Below are 25834 nucleotides of genomic sequence, written 5' to 3'. Positions count from 1 at the left end.
CATTTCGTGCGGGATGGGCAGACGCGGACGCTTCAAACCAGCCGGATTTCGCCCGCGCAAGAGGCGTGGCGGGGCGAGGTGGATAGTGGTGCTGTTGCTGGTCGCGGGCGCGTGGCTGTTGCTGCGCGACGTGCTGCAACCCCCGCCGCCGGTAAGCGCGGTGGATATGCGCTTCGGGATTTGCGGGGAAGGCGCAAGCGCGGCTTGCGTGATCGACGGCGACACGCTGGCGATCGGCCAGCGCCGCGTGCGGCTGACCGGTTATGACGCGCCCGAGCTTGAGGGCGCCTGCGAGGCTGAGCGCGCAAAGGCGATAGAGGCGCGCGATGCGCTGTCCGGCTGGCTGGCGCAGGGCCGCTTCATCTGGACCGGCGGCGCGGAGCCGCCCCGCGACCAGTATGGCCGCGAACTACGCGAAGCGCGGCGAGGGGATGACTTGCTGGCGGACCACATGATCGACGCCGGGCTGGCCGAAGGGGGCGGATGGGGCGAGAAGCGGGATTGGTGTTAGGGCGTAAAAACCGGAGAGCCACTACGAGATGGGAGTATCCAGTCGCTACAAGGGTATCGGTTCGACTTCCGTTTTAGTGTCGCACTTGTCGCAAAAGGCATCCAGTAAAACTTCAATGGTCCACTTCTGATCCGACACATTCCAACGAAGTGCGGCCTCTTGGATAACATGATCGGAACCACACCATTCGCAAACTTGCGCAACGGCAGCCTCTTGTGCGCGGTGCGGTTTCATCGCACGACAGTCCGATCAATTTTGGTGGGAGTAAAGTCTTGGCAGGTAAGGATTGATCCGAAACGGTCGAAGAAGCTGTGCGGCGGCATTGCGCGAAAACCTGCACGAGCGAGTTTACGAGGCAAGAGCTGGTCGATGCAGAACTCGAACAGATCATTGCCGATACCGGATCGCAAGGCGCGACGCCTGCGCAGACGCTGAGCCGCGAACTCCAGCAACTACGCGACCGGGGCGTGCTGGAATTTGTCGATGACCGGGGCGCTTATCGGTTGGTCGGCTGAGCAATGCGCAAGCCAACCAGTGTTTCGACGCTCGACAAGCTGGGTCGTGTCCGGCTGTCGAAGCATTTCTTCATGCGTGACATGCTGCATTCGGAGATCGCGCAATTCCACGGGCTATTGAACGTGCCCAACGATCCCGACCTTGCCATCGAGGTTGGCACGCGGCTCTGCGAGGAATTGCTCGAACCGATACAGGAACGCTGGGGCAGGATTACCATCCGTAGCGCCTATCGCTCACCCGAAGTGAACGCGCTCGGTAATCGGCTGCAGGCAGAAGGCAAGGCGGGCTATAATTGCGCATCGAACGAAGCGAATGCAGCCGCGCATATCTGGGATATGCTCGATGCCGATGGCTACAAGGGGGCGACCGCCTGCATCGTGATTCCCGATTTCTGGGATGCCCAGCAGAAGGAAGGCGACTGGCAAATCCTCGCTCAATGGATCGACGAGAACCTCGAATACGGCTCGTTATATTTCTTTCCAACCCTATGGGCGGTCAATGTGCAATGGCACGAAAAGCCGGAGCGGCGGGTAGATAGCTATGCTGTGCCGAAGGGGCGGTGGAGATAGCCGTACCCCGAACGTGAGCGTGCGAAAATATCATTTGGGAGCGTCAGGTTCGACTGCAGGTGTTCTTTTCTGACGGTTCTGCGCCACCATACTCGGCAAGGTAAACGCGTATCTTAGGAAAGCCTCCGTGAATTTCTGAATCGCTTGAGCGTCTTCTTCCGTTTCTGGTTCCTCGTCATGGACTGAACCGTTACCGTCAATACGAATTTCATGGGACCAGTCCCCTATTGCGGACGTCAAGAGACCATTCGACACCAATTTTTCAATCCTTTGGAAAAGCGTAAGATTTTTTGATTGAGGATCGAGAAATTTGGTCGAAACATCCAAGGATTTTCGGAACATCGCGCCGGCCGCATCCCACTGGCGGCCTTTCAAATTGATAATGCCTTGAGAATAGTAGTGATCAATATTTGGCGGAACGTCCGACGGCTTTTCTATGTCACTGGAGGGCCAAGTCTCAACCAACTGCAAATCGTCGGTAGGAAAATTTAGATTTGAGCCCGGAAGGTTCGGAATAACCTGATTGGCTTTCCTTCTGATTTTTACAATTATCCCATTGTTGCAGACCCCACACACAGCAGTTCCGTATGCGACATGCTGGCCACTTCTGTCGTACCACTGATGGACAAATGTGAAGCTTGCAGCCTTCGACAAGCAATGCGGGCAGTCTTTACGGAATAGGGTTGGCATCTACTCCGCCGCCACGGCCCCTTCACTCTCGCCGAACAGGCCCGGGCCGTCGTCCGCAGCCTCTTCCTCGTTCGCGGCCTTGGCGGTGCGGCGCTTGTCGAAGCTCGACCACACGTCGTTCCATTCGCCCTTGGTCGCGCCCTTGGAATATTCGGTGGCGCGCTGTTCGAAGAAGTTGGCGTGCTCCACCCCGTTCAGCAGCGGGGCGAGCCAGGGCAGCGGGTGATCGTCGACCATGTAGATCGGATCGAGGTTGAGCTGGCCCAGCCGCCAGTCGGCGATATAGCGGATATACTTCTTGATATCCTTGGGCGTCATGCCGGACACCGGGCCCATTTCGAAGGCGAGGTCGATGAAGTTGTCCTCCAGCCGCACCGTCTTCTGGCAGATGTCGATGATGTCTTCCTTGACCGCCTTGGTCAGGCAATCCCGCTCGCGCACGAATTCGTGGAACATGCGGATGATGCCCTCGCAGTGCAGGCTTTCATCGCGCACCGACCAGCTGACGATCTGGCCCATGCCCTTCATCTTGTTGAAGCGCGGGAAGTTCATCAGCATGGCGAAGCTGGCGAACAGCTGCATGCCTTCGGTGAAGGCGCCGAACATGGCCAGCGTGCGCGCGATGTCTTCATCGTTGTCGACGCCGAACTGCTGCATGTAATTGTGCTTGTCGTTCATTTCCTCATATTCGAGGAAGGCACTGTATTCGCTTTCGGGCATGCCGATCGTGTCGAGCAGGTGGCTGTAGGCCGCGATGTGCACCGTTTCCATGTTGGAAAAGGCGGTGAGCATCATCTTGATCTCGGTCGGCTTGAACACGCGGCCGTATTTGTCGTGATAGCAATCCTGCACCTCGACATCGGCCTGGGTGAAGAAGCGGAAGATCTGCGTGAGCAGGTTGCGCTCGTGCTCGGTCAGCTTCTGCGCCCAGTCGCGGCAATCCTCGCCCAGCGGCACTTCTTCCGGCATCCAATGGATCTGCTGCTGGCGCTTCCAGAAGTCGTATGCCCAGGGGTATTCGAATGGCTTGTAGGTCTTGCGGGCTTCGAGCAACGACATCGTATCAGTCTCCGGAAATTCCAGTCAGGCGGGGTTGCCCCGGCCCGTTATATGCAAGGCGAGCGGCACCGGCCATTACTGGCAGGCGAGGCATTCTTCGTAATCGGTCTGTTCTCCAGCACCTGCGGCCAGTTCGTACTTGGCGGCGTCGGCGGTGTTGTCCGCTTCCACCCCGCCGGCGAAACCGGCGCGCTGCACGCTCTTGGAGCGGAGGTAATAGAGCGACTTGATGCCCTTCTCCCACGCCTGGAAGTGCAGCATCATCAGGTCCCACTTGTCGACATCGGCCGGGATGAACAGGTTCAGCGACTGCGCCTGGTCGATATAGGGCGCGCGGTCGGCCGCGAATTCGAGCAGCCAGCGCTGGTCGATCTCGAAGCTGGTTTTGAAGGTCGCCTTCTCTTCCGGCGTCAGGAAATCGAGGTGCTGGACGCTGCCGCCCTTTTCCAGGATCGAGTTCCAGACCGCGGTCGAATTCTTGCTCTTCTTGTCGAGGATCTTTTCCAGATAGGGGTTCTTCACCACGAAGCTGCCCGAAAGCGTCTTGTGGGTGTAGATATTGGCCGGGATCGGCTCGATGCAGGCGCTGGTGCCGCCGCAGATGATGCTGATCGACGCGGTCGGCGCGATCGCCATCTTGCAGCTGAACCGCTCCATCGCGCCCATTTCGGCGGCATCCGGGCACGGTCCACGCTCTTTGGCGAGCATCATCGATGCTTCGGACGCCTTGCCCTGGATGTGCTTGAACATCTTCAGGTTCCAAACCTTGGCCATCGGGCTTTCGAAGCCGATGCCCTTCTGCTGGAGGAAGGAGTGGAAGCCCATCACACCCAGCCCGACGCTGCGTTCGCGCGTGGCGGAATATTTCGCGCGGGCCATCTCGTCGGGCGCGCGGTCGATATAGTTCTGCAGCACGTTGTCGAGGAAGCGCATGACGTCCTCGATGAACTGCTTGTCCTCGTTCCACTCGTCCCACTTCTCGATGTTGAGCGAGGACAGGCAGCAGACCGCCGTGCGATCGTTGCCGAGGTGGTCGATGCCCGTCGGCAGGGTGATCTCGGCGCACAGGTTCGAGGTCGAGACCTTGAGGCCCAGATCGCGGTGATGCTTGGGCATCATCCGGTTCACCGTGTCGGAGAAGACGATATAGGGCTCGCCCGTGGCAAGGCGGGTCTCGACCAGCTTCTGGAACAGGCTGCGCGCATCCACCGTCTTGCGAACGCTGCCGTCACGCGGAGAGACGAGGTCGAATTCCTCGCCCGCGCGCACCGCTTCCATGAAAGCGTCGGTCACCAGCACGCCGTGATGCAGGTTCAGCGCCTTGCGGTTGAAATCGCCCGAAGGTTTGCGGATCTCGAGGAATTCCTCGATCTCGGGGTGCGAGACATCGATGTAGCAGGCGGCCGAGCCGCGCCGCAGCGAACCCTGGGAGATCGCCAGCGTCAGGCTGTCCATCACGCGCACGAAGGGAATGATGCCGCTGGTCTTGCCGTTGAGGCCGACCGGTTCGCCGATGCCGCGCACATTGCCCCAATAGGTGCCGATGCCGCCACCCTTGGACGCAAGCCAGACGTTTTCGTTCCAGGTGTTGACGATCCCGTCGAGGCTGTCTTCCACGCTGTTGAGATAGCAGGAGATCGGCAGGCCGCGCTGGGTGCCGCCGTTGGAAAGCACGGGCGTGGCGGGCATGAACCACAGTTTGGAAATGTAATCGTACAGACGCTGCGCATGCTCGGCATCGTCGGCGAAAGCATCGGCGACGCGGGCGAATAGGTCCTGATAGCTTTCTCCGGGCAGCAGGTAACGGTCTTCCAGCGTTTCCTTGCCGAAGGCGGTCAGCAGATCATCCCGGCTGGTGTCGATCTGCACGTCGAAACGGCGATCGAGGACTTTCTTGCTGTCTTCCTTGACGGACGCCTTGGCGACTTCGGCCATGGCACCGGCCATCGCTTCACCCGCCTTTTCGGCGACGAGCTGCTCGCTGCCCTTGTCCTGGCTTTTCATGCTGACTGCCTTTTCCGGCTTCTTCGTCTCGGTGGGAGCGGCATCTTCGACAGTGTCCTGAGTATCCATGTCCAGTCCCATCGCCGTTTCGTCTCCGCCTTTGAAATCCATCGTGTCCCCACCGTTTGCCTGTGCGACTGCGGCAGGATCGTGCTGCCGTCCGTTCGCTATGTGTTCGAGTCGGCGAGAGCCCTTCCCGCCTAGCACCGAAAGCCGTGGGGCGGGGTGAAAACTTCTCCCCTGTTTCTCCACAGACCGGGGCGAATTCGCGTCTTCTCCTATATGGGGAGCGGAAGCGTTATCGCTAGGTCTTGTAGGTACCCCCAGGCGACCGACCACTAGATACTGAATCAGAGCGGACTCCGGCGCAAGAGGGTCAATGAAAATTTAACGCGCCGGAAGGGGGCTGGTTCGGGTCCGTGCCGATGATGCAATGCAGCGACGCGTGGACCAAGCTGGCTTTGCGAAATCGCAAGACCAAAATCGCATCGGGTGAAAAAATTTTGCGGGCAAAGATTGTGTGACCGGCTTGCGATTCATTCGAAAAGCGGTGGGAAATTTTCTTTCCTTTCCCGACCTTTCGCAGTGCAGCCCGGTCTCGACTCGACGAACCCCGGCGGCGCACCCTTCCCGCAGAACGGGGTGCGACGCCAGGGCGTTCCCGGTCGGGACTACTGGCCGGGAAGGGGAGCACCGGTCAGGAAGTGGGACGGGTTCCGGCGCTACCGAAGGCGAGAACCATTCGTTCGGATGGTCCGAAAGCCATTCTGGCCGCCTCCTCGGCTGCCAGCTGTTGTCTCAGCCTGTCGGCACTCCATCTGTTTTCGGCGAAGATGATATTCGCCTGGTACATCTGGTCCCGGTCCACGCTCGGCGGAGCGCTATCCAGCGAGCGCAGACGGCTAACGGCCTTCATGGCGATCCGGTCGAAACCGCGTTTGCCGGAAGCCCGATAGAGCTTCACATTGGCAGCATCGCCATCGTTATCGCGGGTGAACCGGACGATAGAGATACCTTCGCCATTCGGCGCATCGCCCAGCCGCGCAGCCACCGAAAGTTGCCGGTCCAGATCGCGCGAGACCGTCTCGACGAATTCCCGGTGCTGGGTATCGGGCGTGACGACGATGTTCTGGGAAAGAACCGGCTCAGCGAGCAGGGCTGCCGAAACCGCAGTGGCGAGTGCAAGTGCGAGGATTTTGTACATTGTGATCATCCTTTTTTCGAAACGAAAAGCGAATGATCGGCCGCAGAGAGTTACGCAGTGATCGCGACAGCCCATTTATGATCTAAGCGAAGACGGTCAGTGGTCGATCAAACAACGCCGACTGCGGGATCGGAGCTGTTGCAAGAAGTGATGCGCCCGTGAAACGGCGTTGTCAAACTACGCAGAAATATGCGTCGTAAGGCTACAAATTGGGAATATTACGTCTTTTTCGAGTAATTCCTTTCGATCGGGAAGGTGCGATTATTCCTGCGCGCGCTTCGGGAAAGCCACGATCGCGCAACAGACTCGCACTTAAATGGCACCCGACATTCGTCCTGTTCGTCGATCGCGATTGTCCTTCGTCGAACGCCTTCGTCAGTTCGTCGCATTCCGGGCGTGAGAGGTGATTTCGCCGGACAGAATCTCCACCAGTTCCAGCGGCAAATCGTGACCCCAGCCCGGAATCGTTTTGAGTTTCGCACCCGGGATACAGGCAGCGGTGTCGCGGCCGCCCTCGCAAGGCACGAGAGGGTCGTCTTCACCATGAAGCACAAGTGTGGGAACGGTGATTTTCCGTAGCATCGCACTGCGATCACCATCGGCTACGATTGCGGATAGGTGGCGCGTGGGACCTTCGGGATAGAAGCTGCGACGCAGATTTGACAGCGTGCGTTCGCGCAGACGCTCTTCCGGGGAAGGATAGCCCGGCGAGCCGATCGTGCGCGCCAGCATGATGCCGTGCTCGACAAGTACCTCTTCGGCATCGCTCTTCGGACGCGTCACGAGAGCTTCAAGGGCTTCCTTGCGGGCCTGCGGCAGCCTGGGATTGCCGGTGGTCGAGAAAATCTGGGTGAAACTGAGGCAGCGTTCGGCATAGTTGGCCGCCACGTGCTGCGCGATCATTCCGCCCATGCTCGCACCGACGATGTGCGCGCGGTCGATATCCAGCGCATCAAGCAGGCCGATGGCATCGGCAGCCATGTCCCGCAGGGTGTAGGGCACGCGCGGAGTGAGGCCGAGTTTGGACATGAGGGTCATCCTGACGATGCCGGGCGCCCTCACTCCATCGAATTTGTGACTGAGGCCGATATCGCGGTTGTCGTAGCGAATGACGCGAAAGCCGCGCGAGACGAGCGCCTCTACCAACTCGTCTGGCCAGAGCGTCAACTGCGCCCCGAAACCCATGATAAGCAGCATCGCTGGATCGCCGGAATCCCCGTGTTCTTCGTAATGAATCTCGATCCCGTTCGCGACTACCTTCGGCATTGTTCCCCTCCTGTCGTGCAAGGATCGCAATTGACCGTAAAGACCAGCCCCTGTCCAGCGGGAGCTGCAAGGGCATCCGCAGCGTGGCGCCTTGGCAAATCGAAAGTCGCGATCGTTGCATCGACGAGGACCGGTCCAGCCCCGTGCAATTCTTGCGCCCGGTTAACCCTTGGCGGGATTCTACAATATCTCTCGGAGCCGCTCTGCCACCGTCAGTTCTGGATTGGAGACCGAACTAAACATGGACAAGCGCCTGTCCAAAAGATTTGACGTGAACGCCGACGTGCTTAGCCGCGCGGGGCACGAAACGTCGCGAGTCACGCTCCGCGACCTTTCGCCCGCTGGTTGCCGGTTGAGCGGCATCGAACAACAGATACCGATCGGTAGCGAATTGCAGCTCACGCTGATTTCCGGCCTCGACATCTCGGGGACCGTTCGCTGGGCGAAAGGCGGCGATCTCGGGATGGAATTCAGCGAACAGCTTTCCGATGCGGCCGTGAAGTATTTCACTTTCGACGACCCCGGAGCGGAGGACGAGTTCGTCACGCTCGATACGTTCGGGCGCAGGCTCCCCCCGTTGAAAGCCTCGAATCTTCCCGAACCTGCGAACCGCTGAGTTTGTTACAAGCGAGCAGTTCGGTCCCTTACGGGATGAGCACAGTGTCGTGCGCAATGGGGTCGGTTTCCGGGTAGTCCATTATATAGTGCAGCCCCCGGCTTTCGCGGCGCTTGAGAGCGCTGTTGACGATCAGACCGGCGCATTCGAGCAGGTTGCGCAGTTCGATAAGGTCGGTCGTCACGCGGAAGTGCCCGTAGTAATCCTCGACCTCCTCGCGCAGCAGGCGGATCCGGTGCGCCGCGCGCTCCAGCCGCTTGGTCGTGCGCACGATGCCAACATAGTTCCACATGAAGCGGCGGATTTCGGTCCAGTTCTGCTTGATGACCACTTCCTCGTCTGAATCGGTCACGCGACTTTCGTCCCATGGCCGGATTTCGGGCGGATCGTCGAGCTGGTCCCAGCATTCCAGAATATCCTTCGCCGCCGCTTCGCCGAACACGAAGCATTCGAGCAGAGAGTTGGAAGCGAGACGGTTGGCGCCATGAAGGCCGCTCTCCGTGCACTCGCCCGCCGCCCAGAGCCCAGGAAGATCGGTCTTCGCGTCGAGCCCGATCTTGATCCCGCCGCAGGTATAATGCTGCGCAGGAACGACCGGGATCGGCTCCCTGGTCATATCGATACCGAGTCCAAGCAGTTTTTCGTGAATGGTGGGAAAATGCTGCCGGACGAATTCGGGGGGCTGGTGGCTGATGTCGAGATGAACGTAATCGAGGCCGTGGCGCTTGATCTGGTCGTCATTCGCGCGTGCCACAATGTCGCGCGGGGCGAGTTCCATCCGCTCCGCGTCATAGCCCGCCATGTAGCGCTCGCCGGTGGCGGGATTGTACAGCCGCCCGCCTTCGCCCCGGACCGCCTCGGTGATGAGGAAATTCTTGACCTCGAGGTTGTAGAGGCAGGTCGGGTGGAACTGCATCATTTCCATGTTCGACACGCGCGCGCCCGCGCGCCAGGCCATGGCGATCCCATCCCCCGTCGCTCCGCGTGGTGCAGTGGAGAAGAGATAGACGCGGCCTGCGCCCCCCGCGGCCAGGATAGTGGCCCGCGCGACATGGGTGACGACCTTGCCGCTTTCCGCATCCAGCGCATAGGCGCCCCAAACTCGCCCCGAGCCCGAATATTCCTCCTGGTTGCGCCCGGTGATGAGATCGATGCAGCTCTGGTTCGGAAGGAGGGTGATGTTCGGATTTTCCTCCGCCGCCTTGAGCAGTGCTGCCTGCACCGCCCAGCCGGTCGCATCGTTCACATGGACGATCCGCCTGTGCGAATGCCCCCCTTCGCGCGTGAGATGCAGGGCATTTTCCTCGCGGTTGAACGGGACGCCGAGTTCGCACAGCCGGTCGATCGCGGCGGGCGCGCGTTCGATGACGAATTCCACCGTCTCGAGATCGTTGAGCCCCGCGCCCGCCACCATCGTGTCGCGGATATGGTTCTCGAAAGTATCGCCCGTATCGAGAACTGCGGCGATTCCGCCCTGTGCCCAGGCGGTCGATCCGCTCGTGAGCTGGCCCTTCGCCAATACGAGTACTTTTCGCGTTTCGGCCAGCGCCAACGCGGCGGTAAGGCCAGCGGCGCCGGATCCGATAACAAGGACGTCATGAACTTCTGTCATAGGCTGTCTCATGCCCATGCAATCACCACGCGGCAAGTAGAGAACGATTCGCCGAAAACGAGGTTAACGGCGACCACAAGCTGGCTATGGAACGACTCGACAGGGGCTTTGAATTTCGGGACTTGGAGGGTCGCAAATAATGAAAATGGGTCTACTCGCCTGCGCTTTCGGGCGCCACTCGGTCGATCATGCCAACATGCGCAAGGCTGGCGGCATGCATGTCGGCAAATGCCGGTGCTGCAGGACTCCGATGGAGGAAATCGAGCCGCACGTCTGGGACGTGCTCCGCGTAAAGGATGCCGGCCTCGGGCCGCGCAGCTTCGGCTGATCAGTTTCCCGGCGCGGTTCAGCCCGCGCCGGTGAGTTGCACGAACACATCCTCGAGGTCGGCCTCGCGGGTGGTGACGTCTTCAATCCCGTAACCATGGCTCTGGACCAGCGCGAGGACCTGTCCTGCGCTGGCCTTGTCGCGATCATAGGTGATGTCGAGCCGGCGCGGATCGACGACTTCGGCCTTGAGGAAGGCTTCTTCCATGATCGGACCGCCCAGATCCTTGTCGACGCTGACCGAAACGATCTTCTCGCGTGCCATACCCACCAGTTCGCGGGTCGGCTTGTTGGCGATCAGTTCGCCGTGGTTGATGATGGCAATGCGGTCGCATAGTTGCTCCGCTTCTTCGAGGTAATGGGTGGTCAGCACCACGGTCACTCCCTCGGCATTCAGTTCCTGCACCAATTCCCACAGCTGGCGGCGCAATTCCACATCCACCCCTGCAGTCGGTTCGTCGAGCACGAGAATTGGCGGCGAATGCACCATCGCCTTGGCAATCAGCAGGCGGCGCTTCATCCCGCCCGACAGGGTGCGCGCATAGGCATCGCGCTTGTCCGATAGGTGGACGGCGGCAAGCAGGTCCTCGCTGCGCCGGTCCTTCTTCGAAATGCCGTAAAAGCCGCCCTGGTTCTCCAGCACTTCGAACGGAGTGAAGAAGGGGTCGAAGACGATTTCCTGCGGAACGATCCCGATAGCACGCTTGGCGTTGCGGGGATTGGCGTCGATGTCGAAACCCCAGATTTCCGCACTACCACTGGTCTTGCGCACCAGACCGGCCAATATGTTGATGATTGTCGATTTGCCGGCACCGTTGGGTCCGAGCAATCCGAACACGCCGCCCTGCGGCACGTCGAAACTGACACCCTTGAGCGCCAGCTTGCCTTCGTCCCCCGGCCCGCTGGGGGCATAGCGTTTGACGAGATTGTCGATGGAAATTGCAGACGGTGTGGTCATCACTGTGCCCTAGGCGCTTGAGGCGCACAGAAAAACCCATTATCGGCCCTTTCATGAGTTTGCCTCCTCCCGAAGTGTCCAAGGTCACCACGCGGCGCGTATGGTGCGATGGCGCGACCGACATCCGCAGCGGCAGGAACTACAAGCCTGCTGCGCTGGGCCACCCCAAGGTCTATCTCCAGATCGACGAGCATGGCTATGTCGATTGCGGTTATTGCGATCGCCGCTTCGTGCTCGAAGGGGGGCCTGCGGACGGGGTCGACCAGTCGCAGCTAATGGACATTTCCGAAGGCGGCGATCCGGGCCACCCCTAGCCCCTCGCCAATCGGTGCGGGCCTCCCTACATGGGAAGCATGACAGAACCGCTGACCGACCCTCTCTCACTCGTATACGGAAACAAGCTCTCGCCCGAAGAGGCGCAGTCGCTGACGCAGCAGCTTCTGTCGTCCTGCGATGATGGCGAGCTCTACATGCAGTTCATCGCATCCGAAGCCTTCGGTTTCGACGACGGCAGGCTGAAAACTGCAGATTATTCCCGCGATTCGGGCTTCGGCCTGCGCGGGGTATCGGGTGAGACCACCGGCTTTGCTCACGCAAACGAGATCAGCGCGGCCGCCATCCGCCGCGCGGGCGAAACACTGCAATTGCTCGATGCGACCACCAGCCCGCTCGCCGCGCCGCCCGAGCGGACTAACCGCCATCTCTATACCGACCTTTGCCCGCTCGACCTCGTCCCGTTCGAGGAGAAGGTCGCATTGCTGGAAAAGATCGATGCCGTTGCCCGCGCCAAGGATCCCCGCGTTGCGCAGGTTTCCGCCAGTCTGCTGGCGAACTGGAGCGTCGTCGAGATCGTCCGGCCCGACGGGCATATCGCGCGCGACATCCGGCCGCTGGTCCGCCTCAACATCCAGGTCGTCGCGGAACAGAACGGTCGCCGCGAAACCGGCTTCTTCGGTCTGGGCGGACGCTATCTCTATGACCGGCTGTTCGACGAGGGCGCGTGGATGCGCGCGATCGACGAAGCGGTCAGGCAGGCCTTGGTCAATCTCGAAAGCGTGGCCGCGCCTGCAGGCGAGAAGACCGTTCTGCTCGGCCCCGGCTGGCCCGGCGTCCTGCTTCACGAAGCGGTGGGGCACGGGCTCGAAGGGGATTTCAACCGCAAGGGTACCAGCGCCTTTTCGGGCCGCCTCGGCGAACGTGTGGCGGCGCCCGGCGTGACCGTGATCGACGATGGCAGCATGGCGGAGAGGCGCGGTTCGCTGTCCATCGACGATGAAGGCACGCCGACGCGTGAAACGGTGCTGATCGAGGACGGCATTCTCAAGGGCTATATGCAGGACCGCCTCAATGCGCGGCTGATGGGTGTCGAGGCGACCGGAAACGGACGCCGTGAAAACTACCAGCACGCGCCCATGCCGCGCATGACCAATACCTTCATGCAGAGCGGCGGCGATGACCCCGCCGAACTGCTCAGCCGAGTCGAGGACGGCATCTACGCCACCAGTTTCGGCGGCGGGCAGGTGGATATTACCAGCGGCAAGTTCGTCTTCGCCTGCACCGAGGCTTACAAGGTGGAAAAGGGCCAAGTCGTCGCGCCGATCAAGGGCGCCACGCTGATCGGGGACGGCCCCAGCGTGCTCACCCGCGTCACGGGCATCGGCAACGACATGACACTGGACGAAGGGATCGGGATCTGCGGCAAGGGCGGGCAAAGCGTGCCTGCAGGCGTCGGCCAGCCCACGCTGCTGATCGATGGAATTACAGTAGGCGGCACGGGCTAGCCGCCATTAACGCGAGTCAGCGTGCGTTCAGCGCATGTTTGATATATGTTCCGCCAAGTTAGGAGACTCGTCATGTTCAAACGCCTCGCACTCGCCACCGCCGCTCTCGGAATGCTGGCCGCTCCCGCAGTCCAGGCAGACGAAACCGCCGGGATGACTCGCGGCGAAGAGAAGCTGGCCAAGATGCTCGAAGGTCGAGTGGCCGGTGAGCCGCAGAACTGCATTCGCACCATCGGATCGAGGTCGCTGACCAGCATCGATGATACGGCTCTGGTCTACCGGGATGGCAGGACCGTATGGGTCAACTACACCCGCACCCCGGATGCCATCGATGATGGCGACTATCTCGTCATCAAGAAGTTCAGTGCCACATCGCTGTGTCGTACCGATCAGATACAGACCTACGACCGTGCCGGGGATTTCTTTTCCGGTGTGATCATGCTCGACGACTTCGTTCCCTATCGGATTGTCGAAGAGGGCTGAACGATAGAGCGGGCAGCCAGTTATCAACCCTTTGGCTTGAGTAGCTTTTCGGGTCGGATACGCTGGGCCTCACCGAACAAGCCGTAGGTCTTGTTGACGTAATTCGACACATCGATGATCGAGTCGAGATAGGTCTCGAGTTCGTCGGTCATTTCCTGTTCGACCAGCCGGACATGAGCGCCGGGATTTTCCGTCTCGAAATGGACGTAGAACCACGGATCGCCCCGTTTGAGCACCAGTGGCTTCGAAAGGTCGTACCACTCGAAGGCCCAGGCCAGAGGTCGGGGCCAGATATGGATCGGATACCTGCCGCCCATTGCCACGCCGGGCCGCCTTTCAGAGAACCAGTGGAGATAAGGTTCGGTCTGCACTACCCAGCACGGTTCGTCCGCGACGAACACATAGGGAGCCGTGAATTGCAGAATCGGCCGTTCGGGATCCCGCCATTCGGCTTGCGGTTGCAACTGCAACAAATTGGCCCGACCCTGCGGTCTCATACCGGACTGGTCACCATCGGCATCCGTCAACTGGAGTCGGCCCTGTGCATCGCGGACGAAGGCTAAGGTGAGGTCCACCGGACAGGGAATGACGAAGTGTCGCCGGTCGAAATCTATAGCGGCGGGACAAACCTGAATCGACTTGCCGCTTTTTGACTTCGGTTCAGAGCGGGCGAAGGTCGTCGGCGGGCTCCAGATCGCATCACTTTTCGCGAACCGTACTGTCCAGCCAACGGTGACAGTGCGTTTCTTGCCGCGGCGCTCTGCTTCTGCACTGCCAGCGTCGGCGGCGAAATAGTCATCCCAACTCATTGCTTTCCCTTGCCTGTGTCTAATTGATTCCGCAATGCTGCGCGCGCCTGGATGCGCCCCTCTATCTCTCACCGACATGCCCGAGGCCTGTGCTGCACAGTGACAGTGCGAGACAGTTCGAACAATTTGGCGCGGCGGGGCGGCAAAATGTCTGCCCGAGCTTTTTCATAAGCAGGTGATGCTCGTCGAAATCTCCGCCGTCCCATTCATCCGGCATGGCAGGCATGATCGCCTCGAATGCACGATCGGTGCTGGCCTTTGGCGGAACGAGACCCATGCGTTGCAGAATGCGCCTGTGGTGTCCGTCCAGCACGATTGCACGGCGGTCCAGGGTCGAGGCATTCATCACCCCGGCTGCAATCTTGCGTCCGACGCCGGGAAGACGCTCGAGCCAGCGCATCGCCTCCAGCGTTTCCATCTTCGTAAGATGCGAAAGGTCGACCGCTCCACGAAGTTCGATGAGCCGGGCCAGACTGTCCTTGAGACGTTCTGCGGCGATATTGGGGTAAGTCTGGGTGGAAAGTTCGTTCTGCAGTTCCTCCAGCGGAGCATCCGCCACCGCCTCCCACGAGCCATAGCGTTTGAGCAATTGGTCGGTCGCCGCGTTGGAGATTTCCGACTTCGTCCGTGCGCCGATGACTCCCTGTACCAGCACCCATTCCGGTCGTCGCCATTCCACCGCCGCACGCTCGATCCGTCCGAAGCGCTGGACAAGCAACGCTTGCAAGCGCCGTAAAGTCTCGGAGCGCGGATCGGGTCCCAGTGCTAGTCGCAAATCACTCCCACTCGATCGTGCCGGGTGGCTTCGAAGTGTAGTCGTAGACGACGCGGTTGATGCCCTTGACCTCGTTGATGATCCGCGTCGCAACGCGGCTGAGGAAACCGGCATCGAATGGATAGATGTCGGCGGTCATGCCGTCGGTGCTGGTAACTGCACGCAGGCCGCAGACGCTGTCATAGGTTCGCCCATCGCCCATCACGCCGACTGTCTTGACCGGAAGCAGGACGGCAAATGCCTGCCAGATCGCATCATAGAGACCGGCGTTGCGGATTTCCTCGAGGTAGATCGCATCGGCCTTGCGCAAGATATCGCAGCGCTCCTTGGTCACTTCGCCCGGGATGCGGATGGCGAGGCCCGGACCGGGGAAGGGGTGGCGGCCGACGAAGACTTCGGGAAGGCCGAGTTCGCGCCCCAGGTCGCGCACTTCGTCCTTGAACAGTTCGCGTAGCGGTTCGACCAGTTCCATGTTCATGCGTTCGGGCAGGCCGCCGACATTGTGGTGGCTCTTGATCGTCACCGACGGGCCGCCGGTAAAGCTGACGCTTTCGATGACATCGGGATAGAGCGTACCCTGTGCCAGGAAATCCGCACCGCCGATTTTCTTCGCTTCTGCTTCGAACAGGTCGATGAAAGCGCCGCCGATGAACTTGCGTTTCTTTTCAGGGTCGGTCTGGCCCTCGAGTCCACCGAGAAACATCTCTTCGGCGTTCACGTGAACCAGCGGAATGTTGTAGTGGTCGCGGAACAGGGTGACGACCTGTTCGGCCTCGTTCATTCGCATGAGGCCGTGGTCGACGAAGACGCAGGTCAGTTGCTCGCCTATCGCCTCGTGAATAAGTACGGCTGCCACCGCGCTGTCGACGCCGCCGGAAAGACCGCAGATGACCTTCCCGTCGCCCACTTGAGCGCGGATTTCCTCGATCTTGGTCTTGCGGAATTCGGCCATGGTCCAGTCGCCTGCGAGCCCGCAGACATGGCGCACGAAATTGGCGAGCAGTTTGCCGCCGTCGGGGGTATGGACCACTTCAGGATGGAACTGGGTGCCGTAATAACGGCGCTCGTCGTCTGCAATCAGCGCGAAGGGCGCACCGGGGCTCGTGGCGACGATACGGAAACCGTCGGCGATGCGGGTGACCTTGTCGCCATGGCTCATCCAGACCTGATGCGTTTCGCCGGGCTTCCACAAACCGTCGAAGAGCACGCATTCTTCGGTCACTTCGCAGAAAGCACGCCCGAACTCGCCGCCTTCGCCGGTCTCGTGGCCCGGACGGACCTCGCCGCCGAGCTGCTGGGTCATGACCTGCTGGCCATAGCAGATGCCGAGGATGGGGACCTTGCTTTCAAAGATCACATCAGGAGCGCGCGGGCTGTCGCGATCAGGCACGCTGGCAGGGCTGCCCGATAGAATGACACCCTTCGGCTTCAGGCGATGGAACGCCTCTTCGGCCTGGGTGAAGGGGGCGATTTCCGAATAGACCCCGGCCTCGCGCACGCGGCGCGCGATGAGCTGGGTGACCTGGCTGCCGAAATCGACGATGAGGATGGAATCGGGGAGGTGGGAAGGGTCCATGCGCGGCGGTTAGGACGCGGGCTTGATGCTGTCCAGAGAGGGAGAAAAAGCGCACGCCGGTTCAGTTGCGCAAAACGCAACACTTCCTGATGTTTTCTCACTTTAGTTCACAGGCCTGTAACATTATTTCGCAACCCACACCCGGCGCGGAGATGTCCCTCCCAACTCAGATCTTTGCCCGGGAACGAGATGGCGGCAGTCCCTTCCCAAGAGTTGCTGTCGTCGCCTTCCTCTCGGCGAGCGAGCCGGCCCACATTGGTCCACTCGTGGCTCCTAGCGCGAGCGCCGCTTGTCCGAGAGGCGATATGGCAGCGAGTAGAGACGCGGCCGCCCACACATCTCCTCTCCCCCTCCCCCCAGTGTCGGCGCCGCGTCTCGAATCGCACCTATTCCGGCAATCCCCGACGCTCGGCTTCTTCGCGCAGGCCGGTCTTTAGCAGCTTGCCGATGTGACTACGCGGCATCTCTTCGATTACATGCAACTGTGCGAGCCTTTGGGTTTTTCCGAGTCGCGCATTGACCGAATCGCGAATGTCCTGCGGATCACGCGCATCTTCGGAAAGGCGCACGAAGCCCACCGGCGTCTCGCCCCATTTGCGTGAGGGTACTCCAATCACCGCAGCTTCGATTACGCCGTCCTCTTCCAACAGTGCATTTTCCAGATCTACCGGATAGATATTGAACCCGCCCGAGATGATCATGTCCTTCGCACGGCCGACCAGCTCGACGAAGCCATCCGCATCGACGCGTCCGATATCGCCCATGCGTTGCCAGACCTCGCCCGTTTCGGGATCGGTCCAATAGCCTTCCTCTGTCTGCTCCGGGCGGTTCTTGTAACCGCTCATCATGGTCTGGCTGCGTCCGATGAGATTGCCCGGAGTGCCAGCAGGAACTTCGCGGTCACCGTCGTCCAGCACCTTCAACTCGCTGCCGGGAGCGGGTCTGCCCACCGTATGCAGCTTGTCGGGAAACTTGTGTGCTTCTAGCAGGCAGACCACGCCGCCCTCGGTCATCGAATAGATTTCGATCAGCGCACCGGGCATGCGGCGCAGAACCTTGCGTTTCAGCTCCGCAGGGAAGGGTGCCGAAGTGCAATATTTGAGCTGCAGCGCGGACAAGTCGAAATCGTCGAACTTCGGCTCGTCCATCAAGCGCTGATACTGCACCGGCACCAGCATGGTGATCGTAGTGCGATCGTTCTGGGCGCTTTCGAGCCAGCGCAGCCGGTCGAACTTGCCCATCACACGCACCGTACCGCCGGCCAGCAGTGCAGGCAGGAAAGCGACCATGGTGGTGTTCGAATAGAGCGGGGTGGATGCGAGGCTGCGGACCTCCAGCCCGTTCTCGATCCAACTGGCCGCAGTCGATGCGAACTGCCGCCAGCGCATCTGGTGCGAATGGACTATGCCTTTGGGCGTGCCGGTAGTGCCCGAGGAATAGATTATATTGAACGGTTCCCCCGGATCGTGATCGACAACCGGCGCGCGCGTATGCGGCGGCGCCATCCAGCTCTCCAGCTCTTCATCGAGTATGACGCGGCTGAGGCCCGAAAAACATTCTTCTCCCAGTTCTGATAATTTTGCGCGATCGATGAAGATATGTCGCGCGCCGGAGTCCTCGGCCATGCCGGCAAGCTGTTCGGCACTGGCGCTTGTCGTCAGGGGGGCGGCGACACCACCGGCGCGAATGGCCGCAAGGAACACCAGCGCATAGCCAATGCTCGATGTGCCAAGGATTGCGACCGCCTGTCCGCGCTGGAGGCCGTCTTCCAGTAGCCGCGCCGCAATCCGCTCGACTCGTTCGCCGAGCTCCTGCCAGCTTAGTTCGCCATTCTCGTCGAGCAGAGCGGGCGTTTCACCCAGCCTGGCCCCATTGGCGCTGATGATATCCGAAAACGAACCGAAGGACCGCTCCAATGCGGCGAGATGCAATGTATCTCCCATGTCGTCACCCTATCGGACCGTGCGACACTGTCGAGTAGCTATCTCAGCATTCGATGACGTTTACCGCGAGCCCGCCCTGGCTGGTTTCCTTGTACTTGTTGCTCATATCGAGCCCGGTCTGGCGCATGGTCTCGATGACCTGGTCGAGGCTGACCAGCGTTTCCGCGCCCGTGCGGTGCAGCGCCAGCCGAGCCGCGTTGACCGCCTTCACCGCGCCGATTGCATTCCTCTCGATACAGGGCACCTGCACCAATCCGCCCACCGGGTCGCAGGTGAGACCGAGATTGTGCTCCATCCCGATTTCGGCTGCCGAGGCGATTTGTACCGGCGATGCGCCCCATAGGGCCGCCAGACCACCTGCCGCCATCGAACAGGCCACGCCGACTTCCCCCTGGCATCCCATTTCGGCCCCCGAAATGCTCGCACGCTGCTTGTAAAGCAGGCCGATTGCGCCTGCGGTGAGCAGGAGGGTCCGGCGGCTGTCCCGGCAAGGTTGTTCGTCGGCGGTCTGGCAATAGAAGCGAATGACCGCGGGAATGATGCCGGCCGCGCCGTTCGTCGGTGCAGTCACCACGCGCCCGCCCGCTGCATTTTCCTCGTTTACGGCCATTGCGTAGCAGTTCAGCCAATCGAACAGCTGCTCACGTTCGTTCGATTGCGGATTGGCGGAAAGCTTGTCCCAAAGGTCGGGCGCGCGCCTTTCGACCTTGAGCCCGCCCGGAAGAATGCCTCGCTGGGTCAGCCCGCGGTCGATGCATCGGTCCATCGCCCTGGCGACACGGTCGATACCCTCCATCGTCTTCTCGCGCGAGCGGAACGCATCTTCATTGGCGAGCACGAGTTCGGCTATCGAAAGACCGGTCGATTTGCAGGCCGCCAGCAATTCCTCCGCCGATCCGAAATCGTGCGGCACCTGTGTACCCGTGTTGATCCGGTCGTCCTTCGGCTTGCGCTTCAACTGCGCCTCGGAGGCTACGAAACCGCCCCCGGTTGAGAAATAGGTCCGCTCTGCCAGAACCTTTCCTTCCCCGTCGAACGCCGTCAGTTTCATTCCATTGGGGTGAAGTTCGGGCAATATGTGGCCGGCAAGGTCGATATCGGCTGCCGGATCGAACGGGATTTCGCGCTTTCCGCCAAGCGCAATCCGTTTGCTTCGGCGCAGATCGGCCAGCGCCTGCGCGGCATCGTCCGGGCAGGTCTTGTCGGGAGCGAATCCCATGAGGCCGAGCATCGTGGCATCGACCGTTCCGTGACCGACCCCTGTAAGCGCCAGAGATCCCTGCAATTGGGCCGTCACCCGCGCTGTGCGATCCAGCTTGCCAGCCTTGTCGAGCGCGCGGATGAAAGTGCGCGTTATGCGCATCGGACCCACGGTGTGGGAGGAGGAAGGACCGATCCCGATCCGGAAGATGTCGAGCACTGATAGCATGGCTGCGTGATGCGCCTTGCCCGTCCCGAAATCAACCGGTTGCAGGTGAAACCTGTCTCTCGATTGTCTGTGGGTAAATCGGGGCCGAAAACTTTGGATTTCCGCCCTTGCACGCCTATATGATGGGCATGGACGAGAACATACCCGAAGCGGGCGAAAACGCCCCGAGAAAGAACGGTTACGGCGCAGATTCGATCAAGGTGCTGAAGGGCCTCGACGCGGTCCGGAAGCGGCCCGGCATGTATATTGGTGATACCGACGATGGATCGGGCCTGCACCACATGGTATTCGAGGTGTCCGACAATGCCATCGACGAGGCGTTGGCAGGTCATTGCGACCTTGTCCTGATCGAACTCAATCCCGATGGATCCGTAAGCGTGGAAGACAATGGCCGCGGTATCCCGGTGGACATGCACAAGGGCGAAGGCGTGTCGGCGGCCGAGGTCATCATGACCCAGCTTCATGCGGGCGGCAAATTCGAGAATACGAGCGACGATAATGCCTACAAGGTATCGGGCGGCCTCCATGGCGTGGGCGTTTCCGTGGTCAACGCGCTATCGGAATGGCTCGAACTGGTGATCTGGCGCGACGGCAAGGAGCACTGGATGCGCTTCGAACATGGCGATGCGGTCGAAAGCCTGCGCGTTGTGGGCGATGCTCCGCCCGTAGCCTCCAATGGCGATGAGGACGGCCTGAAGAAAGGGACTCGCGTCACCTTCAAGGCATCGGACGATACGTTCAAGAACGTTACCGAATATGATTTCGAGAAGCTCGAACATCGTTATCGCGAACTGGCCTTCCTCAACTCGGGCGTGCGCATCCTCCTGCGCGACAAGCGGCACGAGGAACCGCTCGAGCACGACCTGTTCTACGAAGGCGGCATCGCGGCCTTCGTCAAATATCTCGACCGCAACAAGCAGGCCCTCGTTGCGGAGCCGATTTCGGTCAGCGCGGAGAAGGACGGCATCGGCATCGACGTCGCGCTCGAATGGAACGATTCCTATTACGAAAACGTGCTCTGCTTCACCAACAACATTCCCCAGCGGGATGGGGGCACGCACCTTGCCGCATTCCGCGCAGCACTGACGCGCACTCTCAACAATTACGCGACCTCGTCGGGCCTGATGAAGAAGGAAAAGGTTAGCCTTTCGGGTGAGGATATGCGCGAAGGTCTGACCGCGATCGTCTCGGTGAAGCTGCCCGACCCCAAGTTCGGATCGCAGACCAAGGACAAGCTGGTCTCCTCAGAGGTCCGCCAGCCGCTGGAATCGCTCATGGGCGAGAAGATGAGCGAATGGCTCGAGGAAAATCCTAACGATGCAAAGCAGATCATCCAGAAGGTGATCGACGCCGCTGCCGCGCGCGAAGCGGCGCGCCGCGCGCGCGAAATGAGCCGCAAGGGCGCGATGAGCATTGCGTCGCTACCGGGGAAACTGTCCGACTGCCGCGAGCGCGATGCGACCAAGGCCGAACTTTTCCTGGTCGAGGGTGACTCGGCAGGGGGCTCTGCCAAGAACGGGCGTGACAGCCAGTATCAGGCGATCCTGCCACTGAAGGGCAAGATCCTGAATGTAGAGCGTGCGCGGTTCGACCGGATCATTTCGTCCAAGGAGGTCGGTACTCTGATACAGGCCATGGGCACGGGACTGCGCGACGAATTCGACCTGGAAAAGCTGCGCTACCACAAGATCGTCATCATGACCGACGCCGACGTGGACGGTGCGCATATCCGCACCCTGCTGCTGACTTTCTTTCACCGCCAGATGCCCGAGATCGTCAAGGCCGGTCATCTCTTCATCGCGCAGCCGCCACTCTACAAGGTCGTGCGCGGCAAATCCGAAGTCTATCTCAAGGATCAGGCCGCCTATGATCGCTACCTGATCGAGGCCGGTCTTCAGGGCCGCATTCTCGAAACCGCGGGCGGATCGCGCGCATCGGGAGAACTGGCGGCACTGGTCCAGCACGCACTGCGGCTTCGCAACCACATGAACTTCGTACCTCGCAAGTACAACGCGCCAATCGTCGAGGCGATGGCGCTGGCCGGTGCGCTCGATCCCGAGAGCATAGACAGGCAGGCCGCGCTGGCGAAGGCTGCGGCCCATCTGCAAATGGGCGATCCCGAGGCCCGTTGGTCCGCCGAACTTGGCCAAGACGGACAGGTTCGTTTTCACCGCGTATGGCGCGGGGTGACCGATGTGCACGAGATCGAGGGCAAATTCCTTGATAGCGCAGAAGCCCGCAAGCTGCACCGCGTCGCGCAGGAAAATGCCGACATCTACGCGTCTCCGGTTCGCCTCATTCGTGGGAGTGAGGAAGAGTTCGAGGACCAGGTCGACGCCGAAGATGTCGAAGATACCGAAGAACCTGCTCCGGTGGTCGGCGACGATGCGTTGATCCTTCCGACCCAACTGGTGGATGCGGTGATGGCCGCGGGCCGAAAGGGCCTCAAGGTCAGCCGCTTCAAGGGGCTGGGCGAAATGGACGCGGAACAGTTGTGGGAGACCACGCTCGATCCGGAAAATCGTGCGCTGCTCCAGGTAAAGGTCGAAGATGCCGACGTGACGGACGAGATTTTCACCCGGCTCATGGGCGATGTCGTCGAGCCTCGCCGTGAATTCATCCAGGCCAACGCGCTCAACGTCGCCAATCTCGACGTCTGATCGCCGCTCTGGATTAAACCAATTACCTACATTTTTAAGGCAATTGCTTGGTCGATTAACGCATAATGTGGTCTCGTATGGAAACCGCTATTCACAGTTCAGCACCATGGCTCGCTCAGCCTGTTCCAGTTCCGCGCCCCCATTCTCTGACTAGCTGCCCCCAGAGAGGGACCATCGCAGGTTACGACACGCAAATTGCGACCCCATTGATTCTCAGCGCTGCGTCCAAGATCCGGGAACGATAGAAACCCGCCATGTTCGCGTGCAGGCTGCGCAGCCTAGTGCCGGGCTTGGCCGTTCGACGATCTATCGCTGAATGACTGAAGGCCAATTCTGAATTCGGTAAAGTTGGCTATTCCGTGGCTTGGTGAGGGCGAAGTTGAGGATTGGATCTTGGGCATACTTCCCAAGCCCAAGCCGTCTCCGTGAGATCAATCAAAAGGTCAGATTTTGCCGCGCCTTTATGAAGCAGCGCCCATTGTAGGAAACGAATGAGTCGTAGAATGGGTAATCTTTCACACCCTCCGTCTCCTGCTGCTCTACGCATTCCCAAAACTCATCTTCGTCGTCTACTCCTACATCGTCGATATGAGATTCCACCTCTGTGTTTATGCTACCGACCCTACGGATCGAAAGTGGAAGGTGCACGACGGACTCCAGATAGAGCTTTATGCTATCGACTGTTTCGACCCCTTCCGGGAGTTCGACATATCCGTCGTACGACACATTTATGGTCCCGACCGTTCGTAAGCTTCCAGGCAAATTCACGACGGGATGATCGGAGACAGCGATTTCGTCGATCTTTGTAACTCCCTCCGGAATCTCGATACTGGCGTTGCGTTCCAGCTGAAGTCTGCCGATTTCCTTGAGCCCGGTTGGAAAGGCAGCGATGGTCGGCCACTGCATGTAATATTCCTGAACGAATTCAGCTTCGCAAATTGCTTGCGGTTCAACCCCTCGTACAATGGGTGGAGGATCTGGCAGTGGCAAAAGCTCTGGAGCGTCCTCTTCCAACCAAAGTGCAAGACGCTCGACCGCCCACTCATGTGCGATCGCATTTTCCTCGTCGATCTCGTCAGGCTTTTCGCGCTTGCGATAATCCATTCCAAGATAAGCGAGCAGGTTAAGCGCTGCCCATTCTGCCCATATAGCCCATGCCGAACCGCGTACTCTCGGATAATGCCAACTCGAAAAATCAAGCGCGGCCCATTCTGCGCTCGCATAAAAGCCTTTCGGCGCGAACCAGCCAGCCCAAGCGGCGAGACCTTCTTTGTATGCTTGGTTCCAGCGATCCTCGTCGAGTTCGCCCGATAAAAAAGACCTGGTTGCGATGATCGCCTTTCGCGGACGGTCATCCGATGGGCAGTCTTCCTCGAAGCTGAGTAGGGCTCTTGTGGCGCAATCGTTTATGAAGCCCGTAAGGCGATCCTTCACGACAGCATCGGACTGTGCGACCCGCGCTACGGGAACCAGGAGTTGCCGAACGCTTATCGGGGCTTTGAGCAAGGACACGGCATCGCGCATCGTAAGCCGCTTTTTGCTAGCCGCCCCGGTAAACTCAAGCAAAACAGGGCGTATCTCATCCTGATAGAGAACGCACATGTCCAATTTATCGAGGTCTTCGATCGAAAGCGAAAATTTTGGCTTAACCGTCATCAGATCGCGACCTTTTGGTTTCACGCAAAGGATTATGAAAGATCGATTGATCGCGTATCAATCGTGAGGATCTTCTCTTTTGCATCCCATTCATGCCTAAGGCCGCGTTCTTTGGCAATTTCAGTCAGAATGCGTTTCGCCCTTGTGGCAAGTTTCGAGAGATCGCCTTGCGTAGCAGCGTAAGGATCTGAATTAATGTAAGACAAGATAGAACTGTATTCGTCTAATGCGATATCAAGCTTACTACCAGATACGACCGGTACATTCCCCTTTTTGTCCGCTAGGACATCGTAAATGCGATGGAACTCTCGATCTATGCGGAAAAACCTCTCGTTAAACCGCTCCGCGGGGCTGCGGCTGGAAGACCGTCGACGCGTGTCGGCCAAATGCCGCTGAGTCCAATAGATCCCTTGACCCATATTCTTGGGCCTTCCTCCGCGCAAATTGAATGGCACTGCAATTTCCTCAAAGGTTCTCGCCCCCATGGGGACCATTATTCGTAAAGTCTTAGATACGAAGTGTTTCGCGTCCGCAGTAGCCAAATCAGTCCATAAGGTAGCATGTGCCTGCGCGTACCAATATTAGCTCGCTCATACCCGCTCAATGCCATCGAATTGCACGTCAGCAGCATGTCCGCGCCAGATGGGACTTTCCAAGTTGTCTGCCAACGCGAATGCGACCGACGCGAAATTCCCTAAAGTGCTGAGAGCCTCGCATTGCGTAGCGATTGCCTCTACGTTGCTCGGGATCCGAGCCACCTTTTCTGGAAATCTCGCTGCTCGCACGATGACCCACTCGGGTCCATTGTCTCCGACAAACCAGATGTTCGGATCGACCTCGGGATTTGAGTGAGTGGACATGATCTCGAAGCCATTCCCTTGGAGCCACTGCTTGACGACTAGGACTGCAAAATCAAGTAGTTCCCAATCGGTGACCTCTATGAGTTCATCAGAGACCAGGGAAAATGGATCGACCAATTGAGCGTTTCTGAGGTCGATCAAGCCCCAACCGCCCAATTCCGATTTCCAGCCTGTCAGCGTCCTTCTCATCGGCATGAGACAAGGAAAACCTCTCCATCCCTCGGCCACTCTTAATAGACCCTCCCGATTGCCCGGGGTCTCTTGTCTGTCTTCCACATCCTCGAGGCGTACAAAGAAAACCTGATTCCCGATGCGGAATGATAGGTGCTCGAGAAAAGGCGGGTGAGGCTCAACCTTGAGCCAACTCTGTAACCCATCTTGGAAAAAGCTGAACCGCCCCGGGATTGTCGGAGGCCCTAACTCCTGAGAGGAAGGGTCTACGATGAGCAAGACGACGAACAAGTTTGCACCGGAAGTTCGCGAGCGGGCAGTCCGCCTGGTTCTGGACCAAGAGAGCGAGCATCCATCCC

Annotated in this window: 24 protein-coding genes; 9 read left to right on the top strand and 15 right to left on the bottom strand. The window is 59.8% G+C overall.

The annotated features are described in order from the left end of the window. Window positions 1-13 precede the first annotated feature (13 nt). From AC13CE_RS04625 to AC13CE_RS04615, 3 genes are all read left to right on the top strand, one after another. A complete protein-coding gene (locus AC13CE_RS04625) occupies window positions 14-511 on the top strand; it encodes a thermonuclease family protein (RefSeq protein WP_482971660.1) in 498 nt (165 codons plus the stop codon). Window positions 512-822: 311 nt separating this feature from the next. Further along, a complete protein-coding gene (locus AC13CE_RS04620; protein WP_482971659.1) occupies window positions 823-1026 on the top strand; it encodes a hypothetical protein in 204 nt (67 codons plus the stop codon). A 3-nt stretch (window positions 1027-1029) separates the two neighbouring features. Next, window positions 1030-1596 (top strand): hypothetical protein, encoded by a 567-nt coding sequence (locus tag AC13CE_RS04615; RefSeq protein ID WP_482971658.1) that lies wholly within the window; start codon window positions 1030-1032, stop codon window positions 1594-1596. A 30-nt stretch (window positions 1597-1626) separates the two neighbouring features. Here the strand turns inward: AC13CE_RS04615 and AC13CE_RS04610 are convergent, their stop codons facing one another. The 5 genes from AC13CE_RS04610 to AC13CE_RS04590 form a co-directional block, all read right to left on the bottom strand. Next, window positions 1627-2250 (bottom strand): DUF4145 domain-containing protein, encoded by a 624-nt coding sequence (locus AC13CE_RS04610; RefSeq protein ID WP_482971657.1) that lies wholly within the window; start codon window positions 2248-2250, stop codon window positions 1627-1629. Window positions 2251-2286: 36 nt separating this feature from the next. Continuing rightward, on the bottom strand, window positions 2287-3345 hold the full coding sequence (locus tag AC13CE_RS04605; RefSeq protein WP_482971656.1) for a ribonucleotide-diphosphate reductase subunit beta: 1059 nt from the start codon (window positions 3343-3345) through the stop codon (window positions 2287-2289). Window positions 3346-3420: 75 nt separating this feature from the next. After that, entirely contained in the window at window positions 3421-5460 is a 2040-nt protein-coding gene (locus tag AC13CE_RS04600) for a ribonucleoside-diphosphate reductase subunit alpha (RefSeq protein WP_482971655.1), read from the bottom strand. Window positions 5461-6046: 586 nt separating this feature from the next. Then, entirely contained in the window at window positions 6047-6553 is a 507-nt protein-coding gene (locus AC13CE_RS04595) for a TonB family protein (protein WP_482971654.1), read from the bottom strand. A gap of 375 nt (window positions 6554-6928) precedes the next feature. After that, the gene (locus tag AC13CE_RS04590; protein ID WP_482971653.1) at window positions 6929-7819 is read right to left on the bottom strand and encodes an alpha/beta fold hydrolase; all 891 of its coding nucleotides are present in this window, start codon (window positions 7817-7819) and stop codon (window positions 6929-6931) included. Between the two features lie 241 nt (window positions 7820-8060). Between AC13CE_RS04590 and AC13CE_RS04585 the strand changes: the two genes are divergently transcribed. After that, entirely contained in the window at window positions 8061-8435 is a 375-nt protein-coding gene (locus AC13CE_RS04585) for a PilZ domain-containing protein (RefSeq protein ID WP_482971652.1), read from the top strand. A gap of 28 nt (window positions 8436-8463) precedes the next feature. Here AC13CE_RS04585 and nadB read toward each other — a convergent pair whose 3' ends face one another. Beyond that, window positions 8464-10047 carry an L-aspartate oxidase gene (nadB, locus tag AC13CE_RS04580; protein WP_482971651.1) on the bottom strand — a complete coding sequence of 528 codons (1584 nt, stop codon included), beginning with the start codon at window positions 10045-10047 and terminating at the stop codon, window positions 8464-8466. A 139-nt stretch (window positions 10048-10186) separates the two neighbouring features. Here nadB and AC13CE_RS04575 point away from each other — a divergent pair, with 139 nt between their 5' ends. Next, entirely contained in the window at window positions 10187-10375 is a 189-nt protein-coding gene (locus AC13CE_RS04575; protein ID WP_160728558.1) for a hypothetical protein, read from the top strand. An 18-nt stretch (window positions 10376-10393) separates the two neighbouring features. Here AC13CE_RS04575 and AC13CE_RS04570 read toward each other — a convergent pair whose 3' ends face one another. Further along, window positions 10394-11332 (bottom strand): ABC transporter ATP-binding protein, encoded by a 939-nt coding sequence (locus tag AC13CE_RS04570; protein WP_482971650.1) that lies wholly within the window; start codon window positions 11330-11332, stop codon window positions 10394-10396. Between the two features lie 53 nt (window positions 11333-11385). Here AC13CE_RS04570 and AC13CE_RS04565 point away from each other — a divergent pair, with 53 nt between their 5' ends. The 3 genes from AC13CE_RS04565 (at window position 11386) to AC13CE_RS04555 (ending at window position 13596) form a co-directional block, all read left to right on the top strand. Further along, window positions 11386-11646: a zinc-finger domain-containing protein gene (locus AC13CE_RS04565; RefSeq protein ID WP_473822762.1), complete on the top strand. Its 261-nt coding sequence runs from the start codon at window positions 11386-11388 to the stop codon at window positions 11644-11646. A 39-nt stretch (window positions 11647-11685) separates the two neighbouring features. Continuing rightward, complete coding sequence (gene tldD / locus AC13CE_RS04560) at window positions 11686-13113, top strand: metalloprotease TldD (protein WP_482971649.1); 1428 nt, start codon at window positions 11686-11688, stop codon at window positions 13111-13113. Window positions 13114-13185: 72 nt separating this feature from the next. Continuing rightward, the gene (locus tag AC13CE_RS04555) at window positions 13186-13596 is read left to right on the top strand and encodes a hypothetical protein (RefSeq protein ID WP_482971648.1); all 411 of its coding nucleotides are present in this window, start codon (window positions 13186-13188) and stop codon (window positions 13594-13596) included. Between the two features lie 23 nt (window positions 13597-13619). On the opposite strand, the gene AC13CE_RS04550 is transcribed toward AC13CE_RS04555, so the two are convergent. The 5 genes from AC13CE_RS04550 to AC13CE_RS04530 all read right to left on the bottom strand — a co-directional run bounded on the left by AC13CE_RS04550 (window position 13620) and on the right by AC13CE_RS04530 (window position 20128). Beyond that, entirely contained in the window at window positions 13620-14405 is a 786-nt protein-coding gene (locus tag AC13CE_RS04550) for a hypothetical protein (RefSeq protein ID WP_482971647.1), read from the bottom strand. A gap of 61 nt (window positions 14406-14466) precedes the next feature. After that, window positions 14467-15132, bottom strand: a complete 666-nt coding sequence (locus AC13CE_RS04545) for an endonuclease III domain-containing protein (protein ID WP_482971646.1) — start codon at window positions 15130-15132, stop codon at window positions 14467-14469. Between the two features lie 49 nt (window positions 15133-15181). Continuing rightward, window positions 15182-16756 carry a glutamine-hydrolyzing GMP synthase gene (gene guaA, locus AC13CE_RS04540; protein ID WP_482971645.1) on the bottom strand — a complete coding sequence of 525 codons (1575 nt, stop codon included), beginning with the start codon at window positions 16754-16756 and terminating at the stop codon, window positions 15182-15184. A 386-nt stretch (window positions 16757-17142) separates the two neighbouring features. Continuing rightward, entirely contained in the window at window positions 17143-18699 is a 1557-nt protein-coding gene (locus AC13CE_RS04535) for a class I adenylate-forming enzyme family protein (protein ID WP_482971644.1), read from the bottom strand. A 43-nt stretch (window positions 18700-18742) separates the two neighbouring features. Then, the gene (locus tag AC13CE_RS04530; RefSeq protein WP_482971643.1) at window positions 18743-20128 is read right to left on the bottom strand and encodes an L-serine ammonia-lyase; all 1386 of its coding nucleotides are present in this window, start codon (window positions 20126-20128) and stop codon (window positions 18743-18745) included. A gap of 128 nt (window positions 20129-20256) precedes the next feature. On the opposite strand from AC13CE_RS04530, the gene gyrB reads away from it, so the two are divergent. Then, on the top strand, window positions 20257-22788 hold the full coding sequence (gene gyrB / locus AC13CE_RS04525; RefSeq protein WP_482971740.1) for a DNA topoisomerase (ATP-hydrolyzing) subunit B: 2532 nt from the start codon (window positions 20257-20259) through the stop codon (window positions 22786-22788). Window positions 22789-23223: 435 nt separating this feature from the next. Here the strand turns inward: gyrB and AC13CE_RS04520 are convergent, their stop codons facing one another. From AC13CE_RS04520 to AC13CE_RS04510, 3 genes are all read right to left on the bottom strand, one after another. Further along, the gene (locus AC13CE_RS04520) at window positions 23224-24444 is read right to left on the bottom strand and encodes a hypothetical protein (protein ID WP_482971642.1); all 1221 of its coding nucleotides are present in this window, start codon (window positions 24442-24444) and stop codon (window positions 23224-23226) included. Window positions 24445-24476: 32 nt separating this feature from the next. Continuing rightward, window positions 24477-24929 (bottom strand): hypothetical protein, encoded by a 453-nt coding sequence (locus AC13CE_RS04515; RefSeq protein ID WP_482971641.1) that lies wholly within the window; start codon window positions 24927-24929, stop codon window positions 24477-24479. Window positions 24930-25034: 105 nt separating this feature from the next. Continuing rightward, on the bottom strand, window positions 25035-25493 hold the full coding sequence (locus tag AC13CE_RS04510) for a hypothetical protein (protein WP_482971640.1): 459 nt from the start codon (window positions 25491-25493) through the stop codon (window positions 25035-25037). Window positions 25494-25834: the final 341 nt, after the last annotated feature.

This window comes from Qipengyuania sp. B-5, assembly GCF_056857815.1.
The sequence above is the reverse complement of the archived record's forward strand: the minus strand, read 5'-3'. Positions and strand labels throughout refer to the sequence as shown.

Coding starts and splice junctions, on each gene's coding strand:
- nadB (WP_482971651.1), bottom strand. CDS start 10,047: ATGACAGAAGTTCATGACGTCCTTGTTATCGGATCCGGCGCCGCTGGC.
- AC13CE_RS04590 (WP_482971653.1), bottom strand. CDS start 7,819: ATGCCGAAGGTAGTCGCGAACGGGATCGAGATTCATTACGAAGAACAC.
- guaA (WP_482971645.1), bottom strand. CDS start 16,756: ATGGACCCTTCCCACCTCCCCGATTCCATCCTCATCGTCGATTTCGGC.
- AC13CE_RS04625 (WP_482971660.1), top strand. CDS start 14: ATGGGCAGACGCGGACGCTTCAAACCAGCCGGATTTCGCCCGCGCAAG.
- AC13CE_RS04570 (WP_482971650.1), bottom strand. CDS start 11,332: ATGACCACACCGTCTGCAATTTCCATCGACAATCTCGTCAAACGCTAT.
- AC13CE_RS04510 (WP_482971640.1), bottom strand. CDS start 25,493: ATGAGAAGGACGCTGACAGGCTGGAAATCGGAATTGGGCGGTTGGGGC.
- AC13CE_RS04600 (WP_482971655.1), bottom strand. CDS start 5,460: ATGGATTTCAAAGGCGGAGACGAAACGGCGATGGGACTGGACATGGAT.
- AC13CE_RS04615 (WP_482971658.1), top strand. CDS start 1,030: ATGCGCAAGCCAACCAGTGTTTCGACGCTCGACAAGCTGGGTCGTGTC.
- AC13CE_RS04565 (WP_473822762.1), top strand. CDS start 11,386: ATGAGTTTGCCTCCTCCCGAAGTGTCCAAGGTCACCACGCGGCGCGTA.
- gyrB (WP_482971740.1), top strand. CDS start 20,257: ATGGACGAGAACATACCCGAAGCGGGCGAAAACGCCCCGAGAAAGAAC.
- AC13CE_RS04515 (WP_482971641.1), bottom strand. CDS start 24,929: ATGGGGGCGAGAACCTTTGAGGAAATTGCAGTGCCATTCAATTTGCGC.
- AC13CE_RS04605 (WP_482971656.1), bottom strand. CDS start 3,345: ATGTCGTTGCTCGAAGCCCGCAAGACCTACAAGCCATTCGAATACCCC.
- AC13CE_RS04555 (WP_482971648.1), top strand. CDS start 13,186: ATGTTCAAACGCCTCGCACTCGCCACCGCCGCTCTCGGAATGCTGGCC.
- AC13CE_RS04530 (WP_482971643.1), bottom strand. CDS start 20,128: ATGCTATCAGTGCTCGACATCTTCCGGATCGGGATCGGTCCTTCCTCC.
- AC13CE_RS04575 (WP_160728558.1), top strand. CDS start 10,187: ATGAAAATGGGTCTACTCGCCTGCGCTTTCGGGCGCCACTCGGTCGAT.
- AC13CE_RS04550 (WP_482971647.1), bottom strand. CDS start 14,405: ATGAGTTGGGATGACTATTTCGCCGCCGACGCTGGCAGTGCAGAAGCA.
- AC13CE_RS04535 (WP_482971644.1), bottom strand. CDS start 18,699: ATGGGAGATACATTGCATCTCGCCGCATTGGAGCGGTCCTTCGGTTCG.
- tldD (WP_482971649.1), top strand. CDS start 11,686: ATGACAGAACCGCTGACCGACCCTCTCTCACTCGTATACGGAAACAAG.
- AC13CE_RS04595 (WP_482971654.1), bottom strand. CDS start 6,553: ATGTACAAAATCCTCGCACTTGCACTCGCCACTGCGGTTTCGGCAGCC.
- AC13CE_RS04520 (WP_482971642.1), bottom strand. CDS start 24,444: ATGACGGTTAAGCCAAAATTTTCGCTTTCGATCGAAGACCTCGATAAA.
- AC13CE_RS04585 (WP_482971652.1), top strand. CDS start 8,061: ATGGACAAGCGCCTGTCCAAAAGATTTGACGTGAACGCCGACGTGCTT.